The sequence below is a fragment of the Deinococcus metalli genome, assembly GCF_014201805.1.
In the GTDB taxonomy this organism is placed as follows: domain Bacteria; phylum Deinococcota; class Deinococci; order Deinococcales; family Deinococcaceae; genus Deinococcus; species Deinococcus metalli.
Map to the genome: position 1 here is coordinate 981,571 of NZ_JACHFK010000001.1, position 15,481 is coordinate 997,051.

Here is a 15,481-nt window from a genome sequence, read left to right on the forward strand (position 1 = left end):
GCCTGGACGCGACTGTGCCGGCCAGGGCCACGGCGGGCTCCAGATGCACGGGAAAATTGAAGTGCTCCGAGTCCTCGACGTCCGCCTCGCGGAGACAGGTCCGTTACGGCGTGAGCCAGCGCCCGGCGGCGCGCGTGGCGAGCGGCATGAATACATACGTCATGGCCGGTACGACCAGCAGCATCTGCGCCAGGGCGCGCAGCGGCAACGGCCACGCCGAGACGAGCGGAAGCAGCAGCAGCGACACACCCACGCTGACCGGGTACAGCACCAGCAGGGTCAGCGCGGCCATCTTCCAGCGGGGCGGCTGGCGCAGCAGCGGCGCGGCGGGCGGCGTGAACCAGAAGTCCAGACCCGGCTGGCGCTCGAAACTCAGCTGGTCGTCCACCAGCGCGGCGATGGTGTCCAGCCACAACGCGCGTTCCGGCGACAGTTCCCACGCGGCGGCGCTGCCCAGAGAGTCGAAGCGCGCGACGACCGTGTACTCACGGCTGCCGTCGCCGGGGCGCAGCACGCCCGTGCCCCGGAACCCCGGCACGCGCGACAGCAGCTCGCCCAGGCGTTGCAGCGCCGCCTCGTACGCGCCCTCGTGGCCGGGACGGATGCGGCGGCGCACGACCAGCGTGACCGGATCGACGGGCGGCGAACTCGGCAGCGTCACGCCGGGCAGCATAGCCGGGCGGCCCCCACGGCGCGCTACCCTGCCCGGCATGATGCGCGTGGTGTTCGTGGGAGATGTCTTCGGCCAGCCGGGCCGGCGGGTGCTGGGCGCGCAGTTGCCGGGCCTGCGGCAGCGGGCCGACTTCGCCATCGTGAACATGGAGAACGCCGCCGGGGGCTTCGGCGTGCACCGCGACGCGGCTGACAGCGCCCTCGCCGCCGGCGCGGACTGCCTGACGCTGGGCAACCACGCGTGGCACCACAAGGACATCTACGCGCTGCTGGGCGACGAGCTGAAGTATCCGATCGTGCGGCCCCTGAACCTGTCCGATCCCGGCGCGCCGGGCGTGGGCTGGCGCACCTTCGACGTCAAGACGGCCACCGGCACCGAGCGCCTCACAGTCGTGAATCTGCTGGGGCGGGTGTTCATGGAGGCGGTCGCCAATCCGTTCCGGGCCATCGACGACCTGCTGGAGCGAGGCGACCTGGGCGCGGTGTTCGTGGACATGCACGCCGAGGCGACCAGCGAGAAGCAGGCGCTGGCGTGGCACCTGGACGGCCGGGTGGCGGCCGTGATCGGCACGCACACGCACGTGCCCACCGCCGACACCCGCATCCTGCCGGGCGGCACGGCCTTTCAGGCAGACGCCGGCTTTACCGGGCCGCACGACTCCGTGATCGGCTCGGAGGTGGGGGGGCCGGTGCAGAAATTCCTGACCGAACGCCCGCACCGCTTCGGGGTGGCGGCGGGCCGGGCGGAACTGAATGCGGTCTTTGTCCAGATAGAGGCGGGCAAAGCGGTGGGGGTGGAGCGCTACCGTTACGTCGAGGAGTGAGGCACGCAGCGGAGTCCGCCGCTGCCTACGCCTGCACGGCGGCCCACCCGGGGCCGGCACACCGAAGTCGAGCGTCCCACACGAACCACCGGTGGGCGGGGAGGGTCTGAGGCCATGAGTATCCGGAGCGACGTCAATCTGCTGGGCCGCACGCTGGGCACCGTCCTGAAGGAACAGGAGGGCGAGGCCTTCTTCGATCTGGTGGAGCGCACCCGCGCCCTGGTGCGCGACGTGCGCGCCGGCGGGGACGATGCCGAACTGCGCGCGATGATCGAGGGACTGTCCGGCCAGGACGCCGGGAACCTCGCGCGGGCCTTCACGTGGTACTTCCAGCTTGTGAACCTGGCCGAGGAATACGAGCGCGTGCGGGTGCTGCGCTCGGTCACGGGCGTACGCCCGCAGAGCCTGGAGCAGGCGCTGACGGAACTCAAGGCCCAGGGCCTGAGCGCCGGGGACGTCGAGGCGCTGATCGAGCGGGTGGACCTGGGTCTGACCTTCACCGCCCACCCGACCGAGATGCGCCGCCGCACCATCCGCAACCACCTCGTTGAGGTGGCGCGCGAGATTCCCGAGCTGTCGGACGAGGGCGCGCTCGAACGCGTCACGGCGCATGTCGAGGCGATGTGGACGACTCCCGAACTGCGCCGCCTCAAGCCCACCGTGCTGGACGAGGTCAAGGGCGGCCTGAACTACGTGACCAGCATCGCGCGGGCGCTGCCGGAACTCCAGCGCGACCTGCGCCGCGCGTTCCGTCAGGTGTACGGCGTGGAGTCCGAGGCGGCCGTGCCGGTGCATTTCTCGTCATGGATGGGCGGCGACCGCGACGGTAACCCCTTCGTGACCCCCGAGGCGACGCGCCAGGCGCTGGAGGTGCACCGTGAGCGGGCGCGCGAACTGCTGCTGGAGGCCGTGCGGCAAGCCTACGCGGACCTCAGCCAGGAGGACCCCGGGCACGAGGGCTACCGCGACGAGCTGCGCGCCATCCACAACGCCATCCGCGACGGTCAGGACCTCGACCTGCGCGGCCGGCTGGAAGCCCTGCACGAACGCCTGCACGCCGACGGCCAGCACCGCTCGGCCGACACGCTGCTGACGCCGCTGCTGGTGCTCACGCGGGTGTTCGGGCGGCATCTGGTCAGCCTCGACCTGCGCGAACACTCCGCCCAGACCGGCGCCGCGGTCGCCCGGCTGCTGAAGGACGCCGGCGTGGAGGGCGACTACCTCGCGCTGCCGGAGCATGCCAAGCAGGAAGTGCTGAGCCGCGAACTGCGCTCGCGCCGCCCGCTGTGGCCCGCCGGCGAGGCGCTGCCGGACGAACTGGAGACCGCCATCGGGCCGATCCGCGAGGTGCAGGCGGCCGCGCGGCTGTCCGGGCCGCTCGCCTTCGGGCGCTACATCGTGTCCATGTCCGAGTCGGTCAGCGACGTGCTCGAACCGCTGCTGCTGGCGCGCGAGGTGGGCTTCAGGGTGCTGCCGGTGCCGCTGTTCGAGACGCTCGACGACCTCGATCACGCGCCGCAGGTGGTGTGGGAACTGCTGTCGCTGCCCGAGTACCGCGCGGTGCTGGAGGGCAACGTGCAGGAGATCATGCTCGGGTACTCCGACTCGAACAAGGACGCGGGCTTTCTGGCCGCCAACTGGGCGCTGCACGAGGCGCAGCGCAAGATCAGCGACGTGTGCCGCAGGGCCGGCGTGCAGTGGCGCTTCTTCCACGGGCGCGGCACCAGCATCGGGCGCGGCGGCGGCCCGGCGTCCCGCGCGATCCTGGGCCAGCCGGCCGGCACCATCGACGCCGGCCTGCGGATCACCGAGCAGGGCGAGGCCCTGGCCGACAAGTACTCGCACCCCGTGCTGGCCCGGCGCAACCTGGAACAGGCGCTCTACGGCCTGCTGCTCGCCGCCGCCCGCCGCAACGACGACCTGAACCCCGCGTGGACGGACGCCATGCAGCGCGCCGCCCAGGCCAGCGCGGCCGCGTACCGCAACCTGGTGGACGATCCGGGCTTCCTGCCGTTCTTCGAGGCCGTCACGCCCATCCACGAGATCGCGCGGCTGAATATCGCGTCGCGCCCTGTGCGGCGCCCCGGCGCTCCCACCCTGGGGAACCTTCGCGCCATTCCCTGGGTGATGAGCTGGACGCAGAACCGCGCCAACCTGCCCGGCTGGTACGGTCTGCGCGAGGGCCTCAAGGTCATCGGGCCGTCGCTGGCCAAGGAGATGTATGCCGGGTGGCCGTTCTTCCGCACGGTGCTCGACAACGCCCAGATGAGTCTCGCCAAGAGCGACCCCCTGATCTTCGACGAGTACCTGCGCTTGGTGGATGACCACCCCCTGGCCGACCAGCTCAAGGCCGCGTACCAGGAGACCGTGGCCCTGGTCTCGGGCGTGGTCGGGGCCGAACTGCTCGGCAACGAACCCCGCCTGCGCGAGAGCATCAGCCTGCGCAACCCGTACATCGACCCGATCCACCGTATTCAGGTGGAACTGCTGCGCCGCGCCCGCGCCACCGAGGGCGGCCTGGACGAATTCGAGCGCCCGCTCCTCCTCAGCATCCAGGGCATCGCCGCCGGCGTCCGCAACACGGGCTGAGCACGATACATCCGCAGACTTGCCAGTGAGGCCTTGATAGCGGGCTGGATGGAGAACCCCATCCGAACCTTTCAGTACGCGCTGCGAGTCCCCACAAGAGCGAGGGGTTGAAAGCCGAAGCGTCCCACCCTGCCCCTGGCCGAAAGCCATCGTGCGCGAAGCGCGCGGGCGCTGACGACGACAACGCCCGAGGCGAGTACGCGGCCCCACGCTGCCGAGACCCCAGCTCCGCCCAGTCGGAAAGATTTGGCGACCACCTGCCCAGCGCAGCGGTCTCCCCCTGCCCCTCTGCTGCGCAGCTCCACGAGTCTGGGGTAGGGGGCCGGGGGTTGGGGCCGCGCCGCAGGCACCCACCCCAGACCATTACTAAACCCCTCTTACCGCCGCTCCAGCAGCACGAAGCTCAGCGTGACATCCTCCAGCACCTCCGCGCTGTGCACTTCCCCCGCCGGGATGAACGAGACGTCCCCGGCCCGCAGGGTGGCCGCCGTGCCGCCGCTGACGGCTTTGAGCACGCCGCTGTGGATGAAGCTGATTTCGTCCTGCTCATGGGCGGTGGAGGGCAGGAGTGTTCCCGCCGGGAAGTGAAGTGTGCCGACCTGTGCGGGCACGCCGGTCAGGTCGGCCCGCTGGCCGGACGTCAGGGCATGGTGTTCCATGCTGCCCAGCCTGCCCCGTCCGGCACGCGGACGCAAGGGCGGCGCACGCTCTACCATGCGGGTATGCGCTCACTGGTACTGGGTGCGCTGCTGGCCGCGGGTGCGGCGGGCGCGCAGACGTCGCCCCTTCCGTCGTTCGAGGGACAGGTCATCTATCAGGTCATGCCGGACCGGTTCGCAGACGGCACTCCCGACAACAACCAGGGCGTGAACCTCGACGATCCGCGCGCGTGGCACGGTGGGGATCTGGCCGGACTGACGGGCAAACTCGACTACATCAAGGCCCTGGGCGCCACCGCCGTGTGGCTCACGCCGGTGTATCAGCAGCAGACCGCGCTGACGTCCGGGACGGCCGGGTACCACGGGTACTGGCCGGCAGACTTCCGGAACGTCGATCCGCACTTCGGCACGCTGGCGGACTTCGGGACGTTCGTGAAGACCGCCCACGACGACGGCCTCAAGGTCGTGCTGGATCAGGTCATCAACCACTATGGGTATGAAGCCGCGGCCGTTAAGGTCAGGCCCGAGTGGTTCACCACGGACGCCGAGTGCCAGGCGAGCACCGACAAAGATGTGGATTGCCCGCTGGCCGGCCTGCCGAACCTGAAGCAGAGCAACCCCGAGGTCACGGACCTGCTGCTCGGCAACGACGACTTCTGGCGCACCCAGGGCGTGGACGCCTTCCGCTACGATGCGATCAAGCACGTGGAGCGGCCGTTCCTGAAGACACTGTTTGCCAGAGACCGCGCGGCGGGCACGTGGACACTGGGCGAGTGGTACGACGCCGATACCGGCACCGTCGCGGACTGGCAGAAGGCCGGGCTGGACTCACTGTTCCTGTTCAGCCTCCAGGCCGCGATGAAGGCGTCGATCATGAACGGGCAGGGACTGGACGCCGTGCGGGCCGTGCTGGAACGCCAGGGCGAGCTGCCCCGGCCGGGCGAGGTCGCGCTGTTCCTGGACAACCACGACCTGCCGCGCTTCGCCCAGGGCAGCCTGTTCGAGGACGTGGGCCGCGAGCGCACGAAGTACGGCCTGCGCGCCCTGATGACGCTGCGCGGCGTGCCCGTGATCTGGCAGGGCACCGAGATCGCCATGCGCGGCGGGAACGATCCGGACAACCGCCGCCAGATGCGCTTCGAGGCCCAGTGGACGCCGGACGAACGGGCGGTCTATGACGTGGCGCGGGGCGCCATCGCGGCCCGCAGGGCCAGCCCGGCGCTGAGCCGCGGCACGTTGGCCCTGCGGCCAGTGCCGGCGGCGCTGTCGGGCGACCTGCTGCTCTTCACGCGGGTGGTGGACGGGCAGCGGGTGCTGGCAGCGTGGCACAACGGCAAGGCGCGCCGGACGTACAGCCTGAAGCTCTCGGGCCTGGGTCTGAGCGCCGCAGACATGGCCGCCGCGGCGTCACTGTTCGCCGGGCAGGACGCCAAGCTCAGTGTGAAGGGCGGCTACCTGCACCTGAGTCTGCCCCCCCAGGACGCGGCCGCCTTTCCCCTGCCCTGAGCGCGTGAGCTGAAGACGAGAACGCCCGGCGGTCACGTCAGGCGTTCTGGGCGCCGATTTCAGGGAATGCGGTCGATTTCCGACAGGGACGTCGAGGTGGCGTCCACGCGCTGCTGCTGGAGCTTCTGGAGTTCCTGCTGGTCGAGGGCGGTGTGGGCCATCACGATGGTCTCGCACAGCAGCATCATCGAGGCGCACACGCTGGCCGGCAGGCACTGGGTGCCGGTGTCGCGCAGCACCACACCCTCGCGCCCGTCGGTCAGGACGAGCACCTCGGGACCCACGAGCAGGCCGGCCACGGCGGGCACCCGCCACGTCCGGGCGCGCGAGGCCATGAGTTCCGCGCGCCAGTCGTCGGCTGACGCGCCCTGGGGTGGCCCGCCGCCGGGCCGGCCGGCGCACAGGTCGTGGATGACGTCATGGACGAGCTGGCCGTCTTCCGGCGACAGCCGGATCAGGGTGCGGACGAGGTCGTCGCGGGTCAGGTCACCGCGCTGCCACGCGGCGATGCTGGTGTGGAGGTGGTAGGGGGTGGCGTGGGTGTCAGACATGGGCATCACGGGGGCAAGCGGCGATCTGGGAGGGCGGTCACGTGCACTGTAGCGCGCGGGGGTGACCCGGCCGCCGTCCCGGTTAGCCCGCGCGCCCCTCGCCCGCGCGGACCTCATCCGGACGGCGAATGCTCAGGACGCGGCTGGCGCCGGTCTGGTCGGTGGTCACGCCCCACAGCGCCCGAGCGACCTCCATGGTTGCTTTCTGGTGCGTGACCAGCAGGAACTGCGCGCCACGCGCACTGAAGCGCTCGAGAAAGGCGGTGAAGCGGCGGATGTTCGCCTCGTCAAGCGGGGCGTCTACCTCATCCAGCACGGCCAGCGGCAGGCCGCCCGCGCTGCCCTCGCCGCCCGCGTGGTTCAGTGCGAACAGGAAGCCCAGGCCGGCCATGGTGCGCTCTCCGGCCGACAGCAGCGTCATGGAGCGCGTGCGTTTGCCCCTGGGCTGCACGGCCAGCCGCAGGCCCGACAGGTGCCCACGCTCGTCGTGCTCGGGTTCCAGATCGCCGTCGCCGCCCAGGAGTTCGGCGCTGTACTCGCGGAAGGCGGCGTTCACCCGCGAGAACGCCGCGCGCGTGGCGTCGTCCTCGGCAGCCTCCAGGTCCGCGAGGTGCGCGCGCAGCTCAGCCGCGGCGGCCTCGGCGTCCTGTACCTCGGCCCGCTGGCCGGCCAGGGCGGCGGCGGCCTCGGCGTGCTCCACCTCGGCCCGCGCGTTCACCGGCCCCAGGGCCTCCAGGTCGGCGCGGGCGCGGTTCAGGGTGGCCGTCCACTCGCGGGGCGTGCCGGGAGGCAGGGCGCCGTCGGGCACGTCTTCTACGCTGCCCTGGCGGCGGGCGATCAGCAGGCGCAGATCGTCCAGGCGGGCGCGCAGCTTGTTCTGCGTGCCGATCACGGTCGCGTACGCCTGCGAGGCGGCCTCGCGCGCGTGCTCGGCGCGGGGGGACTCGTGCTCGTCCAGGGTGCCCAGCCCGGCCTCGCGGCGGGCCACCTCGGCCTGCGCGGCGGCCACTTGGGTGTCCTGGGTGGCGGCGGCGTGCCCGTTGGCGTCCAGCCGCACGCGGAGCACGGCGGCGCGGGCGTCGGCGGCCCGGTACGTGCGCCACGCCGTATCGAGTTCTCGGCCCAGCGCAAGCGCCTCGGCAGCGGCCCGTTCGGCGGCGCGGCTGTCCTCGGCGGCCTGCCGCGCGTGCAGCAGGTCGGCGCTCAGAGCGTCGAGATTTACGATGGCGACCACCGGCACAGGATCGGTGTGCACCGGCACCAGCCGCGCGTGCAGGCGGGCGCGCACCTCGTCGAGGCTGCGCGCCTGGGCGGCGAGTTCCGTCACACGGCGCTCCGCATCCGTTTCCTCGCGGGCGGCGCGCTCGCGGGCGGCCAGGAGGTCGTCGTGGCGCGCCGCGTCGCCCTGCAGCGCGGCGCGGGCTTCCTCCAGTGCGGCGGCCAGGGTGCGTTCCTGCGAGACCGCCGATTCCAGTTCCGCGTCGAGTTCTTGGAAGCGCCGCTGGTCCGCAAGCACCCCGCCGGCCGCGTCGCGCAGGCGGCCGCCGGTGATCGCGCCGCCCGGTTCGACGAGTTCCCCGTCCAGCGTGACCAGGCGCGGCCGGCTGGCGTGCGCGCGCGCGATGCGGTTGGCGGTCCGCAGGTCCTGCACGACCAGCGTGTCGGCCAGGACGGCCTCGGCCACCACGGGCGGATCGCTGGGACACAGGTCCGCCAGGTTGCCGATCACGCCCACCTCGCGCAGCAGGGCGCCGTCGCGGCGAGGCCGCGCGCGGATCAGGTCCAGCGGCAGGAAGGTCGCGCGGCCCCCGGTCCGCTTCAGCTCGTCGATGATCTCGCGGGCGTCGTCGGCGCGCTGCACGACCACCTGCTCCAGCCGGCGGCCCAGCGCCGCGCCCAGCGCGACCTCGACCTCGGCTGGCACCGTCAGGAGGTCCGCGACGGACCCCACGATGCCCGGGTGGTCGAGCCGCAGGGCGTTGCGCGCGCCCTCGCCGTAGCGCGCGTAGGAGTTCAGCGCGGCCTCCAGGCGCTCGCGCTCACGGCGCAGCGGGGCGGTGCTGGCCTGCACGCGCGCCAGTTCGCCGCCCAGATGCCGCTCGCGCGCCGTCACCGCGTCCCGGTCGCCCCGCAACGCCGCGTATGCGGCCTCGGCGTGCTCGCGGGCGTGGCGGGCCAGGGCGGAGCGCTCCCGCGCGGCGTCCAGGGCCTCCTGCACGCGCTCCAGGTTGCCCTCGGCACGCTCCAGCTCGGCGCGCAGCGTCTCGCGGCTGGCGTCCTCGCGGGCGTACTGCTCGGCGGCGCGGGCGGCGGCGGCCCGCTCGCGCACCAGCGTGTCGTCCAAGTGGCGGGCGCGGCGCTCGGCGGTGTCCGCGCGGCCCCGTGCGTCGGCCATGCCGGCCTCCAGCGCGGCCAGGTCCGGCGCGGGCGTGGGGGGCGGCGTGGCGGGCAGCCCGGCGAGTTCGGCGTCCAGGGCGGTGCGTTCCTGCCGCAGGTGATCGCGGTAGCGCTCGGCCTGCGCGGCGGCCTCGCGCGCGGCGCGCAGCGTCTCGAGGGCGCCAACGTGCGCGTCCCGGCGGGCGCGGGCATCCTGCGCGGCCTCTCGGGCCGCCTCGACCGCGCGGGCGGCGGCCTGCACCTCGGCGGCCACGGCGGCGGAGCGGACCTCCAGGTCCTGCACCTCCTGCTCGGCGGCGCGGATCTCGCGGCGCAGGCCGGCCTGCCGCTCGCGGCGCAGCGCGTCCTCCAGCAGCAGCACCGTCATGCTGAGGTGCCGGTGCGTGCGGGCGCCCTCGGCGGCGCGTTCCAGCCGGGCGGCGGCGGCCTCGCGCTCGCCCAGCAGCAGGTGCAGGCCGTGCAGGTGCGTGTCGGCCTCACGCAGCCGCGCCGCCGCCTCCTGCCGGGCACTGACCGCGCGCGACAAACCCGCCGCCTCCTGCAGGTAGCCCAGCAGCGTCCGGCCCTCGGCCTGCACCACGCCGCTCACCTCGCCCTGCCCGATCACCGCCAGCCCCCCCGGCCCCAGGCCGGTGCCGCGCAGCGCGCCCTGCACGTCGCGCACGCGCACCGGGCGGCCGTTCAGGTCCTGTTCGGCGGTGCCGTCGCGGTACACGCGCCGGGACACGTTCACGCGGCCCTCCCCGGTCTGGAGTTCCACCTGCACCTCCGCCAGGCCCAGCGGGGCCTTGCCGCCGCTGCCGTGGAAGATCAGCTCCGTGCCGCGCCCAGCGCGCAGTTCCCGGGCACGCGCGTGGTGGGTGGCCCAGCGCAGCGCCTCAACCACGTTGCTCTTGCCGCTGCCGTTGGGGCCGATCACGGCGCACACGCCCGGCCCGAACTCCAGACGGGTGCGGTCCGCGAACGATTTGAAGCCCTGCAGGGTGATCGAGTGCAGCATGGGAAAGGGGTCTAGCGGCCTCGGCAGCCGGCGAACATCGCAGAAGCGCGTTCAGACGTGGGGACGCTCAGACCGCTCCTCCCCTCACTGGTCCGCGCAGTCCTGGCGCGTGAAGGGCTCGCGCAGGTCCATGTGGCCGAGCGTCTCGACCGGCTGGCCGCTGAGCACGAAACTCACGTCCTGGCCGCGCGTGTCGAGCAGCGTGCGGGTGATGGTGCACAGCAGCATGCGCTCGCCGCTGGTGCCGTAGCGCAGGTTCTTGTATGCCGCCGGCAGGTCCACGTAGTAGTGCGCGCCGCGCAGGTACACCTTCGGCGCGGGCGTGCCCTTCGGCACCGCCCCCAGGTGCCCGGACTGTGCCGGCCCGGCCGCCCACACCGCCAGCGCCGCCTGGGCGACCGCGCTGGGCGTGCGCTGCGTGACCTGCACGGTGCGCGTCTCGGGCAGCAGGCGCTGCACCTGGGCATCGGTGAAGTACACCTTCACGCTCTGCGCGGTGCGCTCGGTCTGAAGTGGATTATTCGGTAGGGCCGGGGTGGGCGGCACGCGCTGCACCGCCTGCTGGGCCAGCACGGCGACCGCCAGCAGCGCGGCGCACAGGACATTGAACAGCGAGAACACGCGCCTCACGGCACACCTCCGGCACTGGCGGACACGTTCGCGTTGTTGTTCGCGCGGGCGGTCAGGTACGTGGCGATGGAGCGCGCCACAGCGGTCGCGATGATCGTGAGGCGCGAGTCCACGCCCAGGTTGGCGAGGTCCGAGGCGTTGTTCGCCCAGCCGAGTTCCAGCAGCAGCGCCGCCTGGGGCGCCTCGCCCAGGGTGAGGACGCGCGAGGTGTTCTCCTGCTTGGCCGTGATGTCACCGCCGCGCAGTTCGCCGCGCAGCAGGTCGCCCAGCCGCCGGGAGCTGCCGGTGCCGGCCACGACCAGCCCGCCGTAGGGCGGCACCTCGCCCGCGCGGATGTCGTTCACGATCTGCGCGCTGGCGCGGCCCGTCTGCTCGTACACGGTCACGCCGCTGCGCGAAGCGTTCGGGAACCGGCCCAGGTCCAGCGCGAGGTACACGTCGCTCTGCCGCGCGAGCTTGAGGGTGTCGTCGAGGCTCAGGGCGCTGCTGGGGTCGCGGGTCAGCTGCACCTGCCAGCCGGCCTTGGTCAGCAGTTCCGCCGCGCGGCGGGCCACGTCCAGCGTGGCGTCGCGGCCCACGCCGGGCACCCGCACCGGGTCGAGCACGATCAGCGGCCGCGTGACCCGCGTGAGCAGGTCGGGACTGCTGCGGGCGATGCCCGGGCCGGCGTCAAGGACCACGCGCACGCCGGTGTCGCGCACCACCTTGTAGGTGCGGTACCCGTCCGAGGGCGGCAGCGGCACGGTCAGGGTGAGGTCGCCGCCGACCTGCTTGACCTCGGCACCGGTCACGAAGGCGCCGCGCGTGGTGTAGCGCCGCGCCTGGCCGCTCAGGCCGCGCAGCGTGAGCACCACGTTCGAGCCGCGCTGCTCGTCCACCACGTCCACGTCCCGGCTGAGGTCCAGCACCAGGCGGTCGCTGTCCTTGCCGGTGCGGCTGCTCACGCCCAGGAGCTGCGCGGTCGGGACCGTGAACGACCCGTTGGCGTAGGTGGCGCCCAGCCCGGCGGCCAGGGTGTCCAGCGGCAGGTACAGGTGGTCGTTCACCAGTGTGGCGGTGCGGCCCTTCCGGCGCTGCGTGTCGAGCTGAACGGTGTTGAAGTCGGTCGTGGCCCGGTTCTGGTTCTCGTCGAGCGGCAGCAGCAGCGTGTGGCCAAAGCCCGTCACGGTCACGATCCGGTCGTCGCGGGTGATCTTCACCAGGCGGCCCAGAACTGGGTCGCTCGCGTATTCGGTGCCGTACAGCTGGATGCTCTGCACGGTCTGCCCGGCGAGGTTCAGCTGCGAGAACGCGACCTGCGCGCCGCTCACGCCGGCCAGGAGTGGACCGGCCAGCAGCGTGCCGGCCAGCAGGGCGCACGCGCGCAGGGTCGCCACGCGCTTCGGGCGCTGCACACGCCTCACAGTTCGCGCAGCTCCCGGCGCACGGTCTTCTCGGCCTCGGCGCGGCGCTTGTCGTGCAGCTTCTTGCCGCGCGCCAGGGCGAGTTCCACCTTGAACACCCGGCCCTTCTGGTACATGCGCGTGGGCACCAGTGTCAGGCCCTTCTGCTCCAGGCCGCGCCTCAGCTTGCCGATCTCCTCGCGGTGCAGCAGCAGGCGGCGGGTGCGCCGGGGCTCGTGGTTGTTGTACGTCGCCTCGGTGTAGGTCGGAATGTACAGCCCCTCCAGCTCGATATTGCCGCCTGCCAGGCGCGCGAAGGCGTCGCGGAAGTCCACGCCGCCCGCCCGCACGCTCTTGACCTCGCTGCCCGTCAGGGCGATGCCCGCCTCGAACCGCTCCAGCAGTTCGTATTCGTAATGGGCGCGGCGGTTCGTGTACACGCGCGGCATTCTAGCAGGCGAGCCTGAGACCGCCGTCCACCGTGCGGATGATTACACCGTGCGGGTGCTCACGGAACCGCGGCGCCGCCCACCCTACTTGCGGGGCGGCTGGCTGGGCCGGACCTCGACGCGGCTGGGCAGGGTGCGCGCCGGCATGTTCAGCAGGTCCACCGTGAGCTGCGCGATGTCCTCCGGCTGGATCTTCCACGCGTCCGCGTCCGACGGCGTGTGCCCGGCGAAGTGCGTGGCGACCGACCCCGGCATGATCTGCGTGACCTTGATCCCGTGGTGGCGCAGGTCGAGAGTCAGCACCTCCGACAGACCGTTCAGGCCGAACTTGCTCGCGTTGTACGCCCCACCGCCCGCGAAGGGATTCTTGCCGGCCAGGCTGGAGAGGGTAAAGATGTACCCGCCCCGCTCCTTCATCGCAGGGATGGCCGCCTTGATGGTGTAGAACGCGCCGCTGAGGTTGGTGTCGATCACCTCCCGCCACTGCTCGACACTCAGGTCGGCCACGTTGGCGAAGTGGCCCACGCCCGCGTTCACGAACAGCACGTCCAGACCGCCAAAGGCTGCCACGTGCGCGTTCACCTCGCGCTCCAGGGCAGCGGGGTCGCGCACGTCGCACACCACGCCGCGCGCGCCGTGCCCGATGCCTGCGGCGGCGGCCGAGACCTCCTGCTCATTGCGGCTGGTCAGCGTGACCCCGTAGCCGTCCCCGGCCAGCGACCGCGCGACCGCCTCCCCGATGCCCTTGCTGGCCCCCGTGATGAAGGCGCTCTTCTGCGTGCCGGCTGCGTCGGTCGTCATGGCGTGACCGTAGCACGGCCCCGGGCGCCGGACGGTCAGCGCGCCCCCGGTCTAGCGGGCCAGCGCGGCAAAATACTGCGCAATGCCCGCCGCGATGGCCTGCGCGAAGCGCTCCTGCCCGGCCGGGCTCTGGAGCGCCCGCAGGTTCCCGGCGTCGGTGAGGTACGCGGTCTCGACCAGCACGCTCGGCTGCGCGCTGGGCCGCGTGAGGGCCAGATCGGCCCCGCCCATCAGGCCCTGGCCGGGGCCGAGGTCTGGCAGGGTACGGCGCAGCGCGGCGAGGATCGACGCGGCGACCGCCTGTGACTGCGGGTGGGAGAAGTACACCTCCGGCCCGCGCACGCCACGCGGATCACGGCCGTCCGGCAGGGCGTTCGCGTGCACGCTGACGAGCAGTTCGGCCCGCGCGCCCTCGGCGATCAGGCCGCGCTCGTACAGGCCGAGCGTGACGTCGCTGGTGCGCGTCAGGATCACGGTGGCGCCCTGGGCGCGCAGCAGCGCGGCGGCACGCATGGCAATGGGCAGCACCAGCCCCTTCTCCGGGGTGCGCAGGCTACCCGCGCCTCCCTTCTGGCTGCCACCGTGCCCGGGGTCGAGGACGATCACGCGGCCCGCGAGCGGCCGGACCGGGTCCACGGCGGGAGGCCGCCGCACGGTCACGACGAGGTCCGCGCCGTCGTAGCCCGCCTGGAAGCCCCACGCCTGCCCCGGCGCCAAGTCCAGGGTCAGCACGGTCACGCCCGGAAGGCCCGGCTGGACGTCCACGCCGCGCAGCAGCGGATCGGCCATGCCGTCGGGTGCGGTCAGGGGCGCGGCGAATGGGCCGTACAGCGTGAGCACCAACTGCGAGCCGCCCGACCGCTGTTCCAGCGTGTGCGGCAGCCGGACACCGCCCAGCGGCACGCGGACGCGCAGGTCGCCGGTCGGTGCGGCCGGCGGAGGCACGAGACCTGGCACGGGGCTGAGTTCGGGCGGCACTCCGGCCACGTCGCTGGGGGCGGGCGGGCTCGCCTGGGCGAGCAGCGGCAGGGCCGATCCGACCGGCCCGGCGAGAGCGCCGTCCAGCGTGAGTGGGCCGCCGGGCGCGGTCGCCGTCCGGCCCGGACCCACCTCGACCTGATCGGCGGTCACGAGGGCCGGGACGCCCGGGGCGAGCCGCACGCGCAGGTCATCGCCCACGCGGCCCACGGCGGTGAAGGTCATGCCCTCACGCGGGTACAGCAGCGCTGCGCCGGCCAGGTCCGTCAGACGCATCCCGGATTCGTTCAGCGCGAGACCGCGCACCGTGCCGGGCCGCTGCGTGGCCGTGCGCGGCCCGGCCGGCGTGCTGGTCAGGTGGCCGGGCGCGGTTGCCGTGGCCGTGCGGCCGTCCGGCCCGGTCAGGGTGACAGTGAAGACCGCGTCCAGCAGCCGGGCGGTGGTCGGAAGCGTGTAGACCGCGCTGTACGTCCCGGCCGGTCCCTCGGTCATGGGCACCGGCGGACTGCCCGCCAGACGGTACGCGGCCCGGCCGCCCGGCGATCCGCGGAACGACACGGTCACTGCGCGCTCGGCGGGCGTGTCGTTCACGGCGTCCCAGTACACCTGCTGGACACCCGGGCGCACGCTGCCCCCCTCGACAGCGGTGGGTCTGGCCGGAAGGGTCCGTGTCGCCGTGCGGGTCACGCGCCACGTAAGGGTGCCGGTGCGGCCTGCCCGGGTAGTCACGAGGCGCAGGTCGTTCACGCCGGGCCGCAGCGGCCACCACTCCATGAACAGCCCATCCGGTCCGACCGGAACACGCTTGCCGTCAATACGCAGGTCGCCGCCGGGGCTGACGCTGCCCTCCAGGATCACGTGGTCGAAGGCCACGCTGGCGCCCGCATCGGGGTACGCGACGAACACGTCGGGGGCGCCAGAGGGAGCTGCGGTGGTGCCGGCCATCAGCGCCGGGGCGGCCGAGCACAGCAGGGCGGCCAGGAGGCGCTTGGGCATGCCTGGATGTAGCACGCCCCCGCGCCGCGTAAATGAGGCCGACCGAC

General features: G+C 72.9%; 12 protein-coding genes. 3 read left to right on the forward strand and 9 right to left on the reverse strand.

The features are described from left to right. Nucleotides 1-103: 103 nt before the first annotated feature. Nucleotides 104-661: an antibiotic biosynthesis monooxygenase gene (locus HNQ07_RS04810; RefSeq protein WP_229831722.1), complete on the reverse strand. Its 558-nt coding sequence runs from the start codon at nucleotides 659-661 to the stop codon at nucleotides 104-106. Between the two features lie 49 nt (nucleotides 662-710). Between HNQ07_RS04810 and HNQ07_RS04815 the strand changes: the two genes are divergently transcribed. Next, entirely contained in the window at nucleotides 711-1,496 is a 786-nt protein-coding gene (locus HNQ07_RS04815; RefSeq protein ID WP_184109718.1) for a TIGR00282 family metallophosphoesterase, read from the forward strand. Between the two features lie 114 nt (nucleotides 1,497-1,610). Beyond that, complete coding sequence (locus tag HNQ07_RS04820; RefSeq protein ID WP_184109719.1) at nucleotides 1,611-4,085, forward strand: phosphoenolpyruvate carboxylase; 2,475 nt, start codon at nucleotides 1,611-1,613, stop codon at nucleotides 4,083-4,085. A 377-nt stretch (nucleotides 4,086-4,462) separates the two neighbouring features. Here the strand turns inward: HNQ07_RS04820 and HNQ07_RS04825 are convergent, their stop codons facing one another. Next, nucleotides 4,463-4,744, reverse strand: coding sequence for a cupin domain-containing protein (locus tag HNQ07_RS04825; protein WP_184109720.1), 282 nt, complete (start codon nucleotides 4,742-4,744; stop codon nucleotides 4,463-4,465). Between the two features lie 63 nt (nucleotides 4,745-4,807). Between HNQ07_RS04825 and HNQ07_RS04830 the strand changes: the two genes are divergently transcribed. Further along, nucleotides 4,808-6,250, forward strand: a complete 1,443-nt coding sequence (locus HNQ07_RS04830; RefSeq protein WP_184109721.1) for an alpha-amylase family glycosyl hydrolase — start codon at nucleotides 4,808-4,810, stop codon at nucleotides 6,248-6,250. Nucleotides 6,251-6,309: 59 nt separating this feature from the next. Here the strand turns inward: HNQ07_RS04830 and HNQ07_RS04835 are convergent, their stop codons facing one another. The 7 genes from HNQ07_RS04835 to HNQ07_RS04865 all read right to left on the reverse strand — a co-directional run bounded on the left by HNQ07_RS04835 (nucleotide 6,310) and on the right by HNQ07_RS04865 (nucleotide 15,434). Next, the gene (locus tag HNQ07_RS04835) at nucleotides 6,310-6,801 is read right to left on the reverse strand and encodes a hypothetical protein (RefSeq protein WP_184109722.1); all 492 of its coding nucleotides are present in this window, start codon (nucleotides 6,799-6,801) and stop codon (nucleotides 6,310-6,312) included. Nucleotides 6,802-6,883: 82 nt separating this feature from the next. Beyond that, nucleotides 6,884-10,198: an SMC hinge domain-related protein gene (locus HNQ07_RS04840; RefSeq protein WP_184109723.1), complete on the reverse strand. Its 3,315-nt coding sequence runs from the start codon at nucleotides 10,196-10,198 to the stop codon at nucleotides 6,884-6,886. A gap of 84 nt (nucleotides 10,199-10,282) precedes the next feature. After that, nucleotides 10,283-10,828 carry a GerMN domain-containing protein gene (locus tag HNQ07_RS04845; RefSeq protein WP_184109724.1) on the reverse strand — a complete coding sequence of 182 codons (546 nt, stop codon included), beginning with the start codon at nucleotides 10,826-10,828 and terminating at the stop codon, nucleotides 10,283-10,285. Next, nucleotides 10,825-12,222: an N-acetylmuramoyl-L-alanine amidase family protein gene (locus tag HNQ07_RS04850; RefSeq protein WP_229831721.1), complete on the reverse strand. Its 1,398-nt coding sequence runs from the start codon at nucleotides 12,220-12,222 to the stop codon at nucleotides 10,825-10,827. Before HNQ07_RS04850 ends, HNQ07_RS04845 begins: the two co-directional genes overlap by 4 nt. Before the next feature lie 5 nt (nucleotides 12,223-12,227). Next, nucleotides 12,228-12,659 (reverse strand): SsrA-binding protein SmpB, encoded by a 432-nt coding sequence (smpB, locus tag HNQ07_RS04855; protein ID WP_184109725.1) that lies wholly within the window; start codon nucleotides 12,657-12,659, stop codon nucleotides 12,228-12,230. Nucleotides 12,660-12,743: 84 nt separating this feature from the next. Further along, complete coding sequence (locus tag HNQ07_RS04860) at nucleotides 12,744-13,460, reverse strand: SDR family oxidoreductase (RefSeq protein WP_184109726.1); 717 nt, start codon at nucleotides 13,458-13,460, stop codon at nucleotides 12,744-12,746. Between the two features lie 51 nt (nucleotides 13,461-13,511). Continuing rightward, complete coding sequence (locus HNQ07_RS04865) at nucleotides 13,512-15,434, reverse strand: N-acetylmuramoyl-L-alanine amidase family protein (protein WP_229831720.1); 1,923 nt, start codon at nucleotides 15,432-15,434, stop codon at nucleotides 13,512-13,514. Nucleotides 15,435-15,481 lie beyond the last annotated feature (47 nt).

What these genes read in the sequence shown, in the direction of transcription:
- smpB (WP_184109725.1), bottom strand. Translation starts at nt 12,659, where the DNA reads ATGCCGCGCGTGTACACGAACCGCCGCGCCCATTACGAATACGAACTG.
- HNQ07_RS04830 (WP_184109721.1), top strand. Translation starts at nt 4,808, where the DNA reads ATGCGCTCACTGGTACTGGGTGCGCTGCTGGCCGCGGGTGCGGCGGGC.
- HNQ07_RS04835 (WP_184109722.1), bottom strand. Translation starts at nt 6,801, where the DNA reads ATGTCTGACACCCACGCCACCCCCTACCACCTCCACACCAGCATCGCC.
- HNQ07_RS04815 (WP_184109718.1), top strand. Translation starts at nt 711, where the DNA reads ATGATGCGCGTGGTGTTCGTGGGAGATGTCTTCGGCCAGCCGGGCCGG.
- HNQ07_RS04820 (WP_184109719.1), top strand. Translation starts at nt 1,611, where the DNA reads ATGAGTATCCGGAGCGACGTCAATCTGCTGGGCCGCACGCTGGGCACC.
- HNQ07_RS04825 (WP_184109720.1), bottom strand. Translation starts at nt 4,744, where the DNA reads ATGGAACACCATGCCCTGACGTCCGGCCAGCGGGCCGACCTGACCGGC.
- HNQ07_RS04860 (WP_184109726.1), bottom strand. Translation starts at nt 13,460, where the DNA reads ATGACGACCGACGCAGCCGGCACGCAGAAGAGCGCCTTCATCACGGGG.
- HNQ07_RS04840 (WP_184109723.1), bottom strand. Translation starts at nt 10,198, where the DNA reads ATGCTGCACTCGATCACCCTGCAGGGCTTCAAATCGTTCGCGGACCGC.
- HNQ07_RS04865 (WP_229831720.1), bottom strand. Translation starts at nt 15,434, where the DNA reads ATGCCCAAGCGCCTCCTGGCCGCCCTGCTGTGCTCGGCCGCCCCGGCG.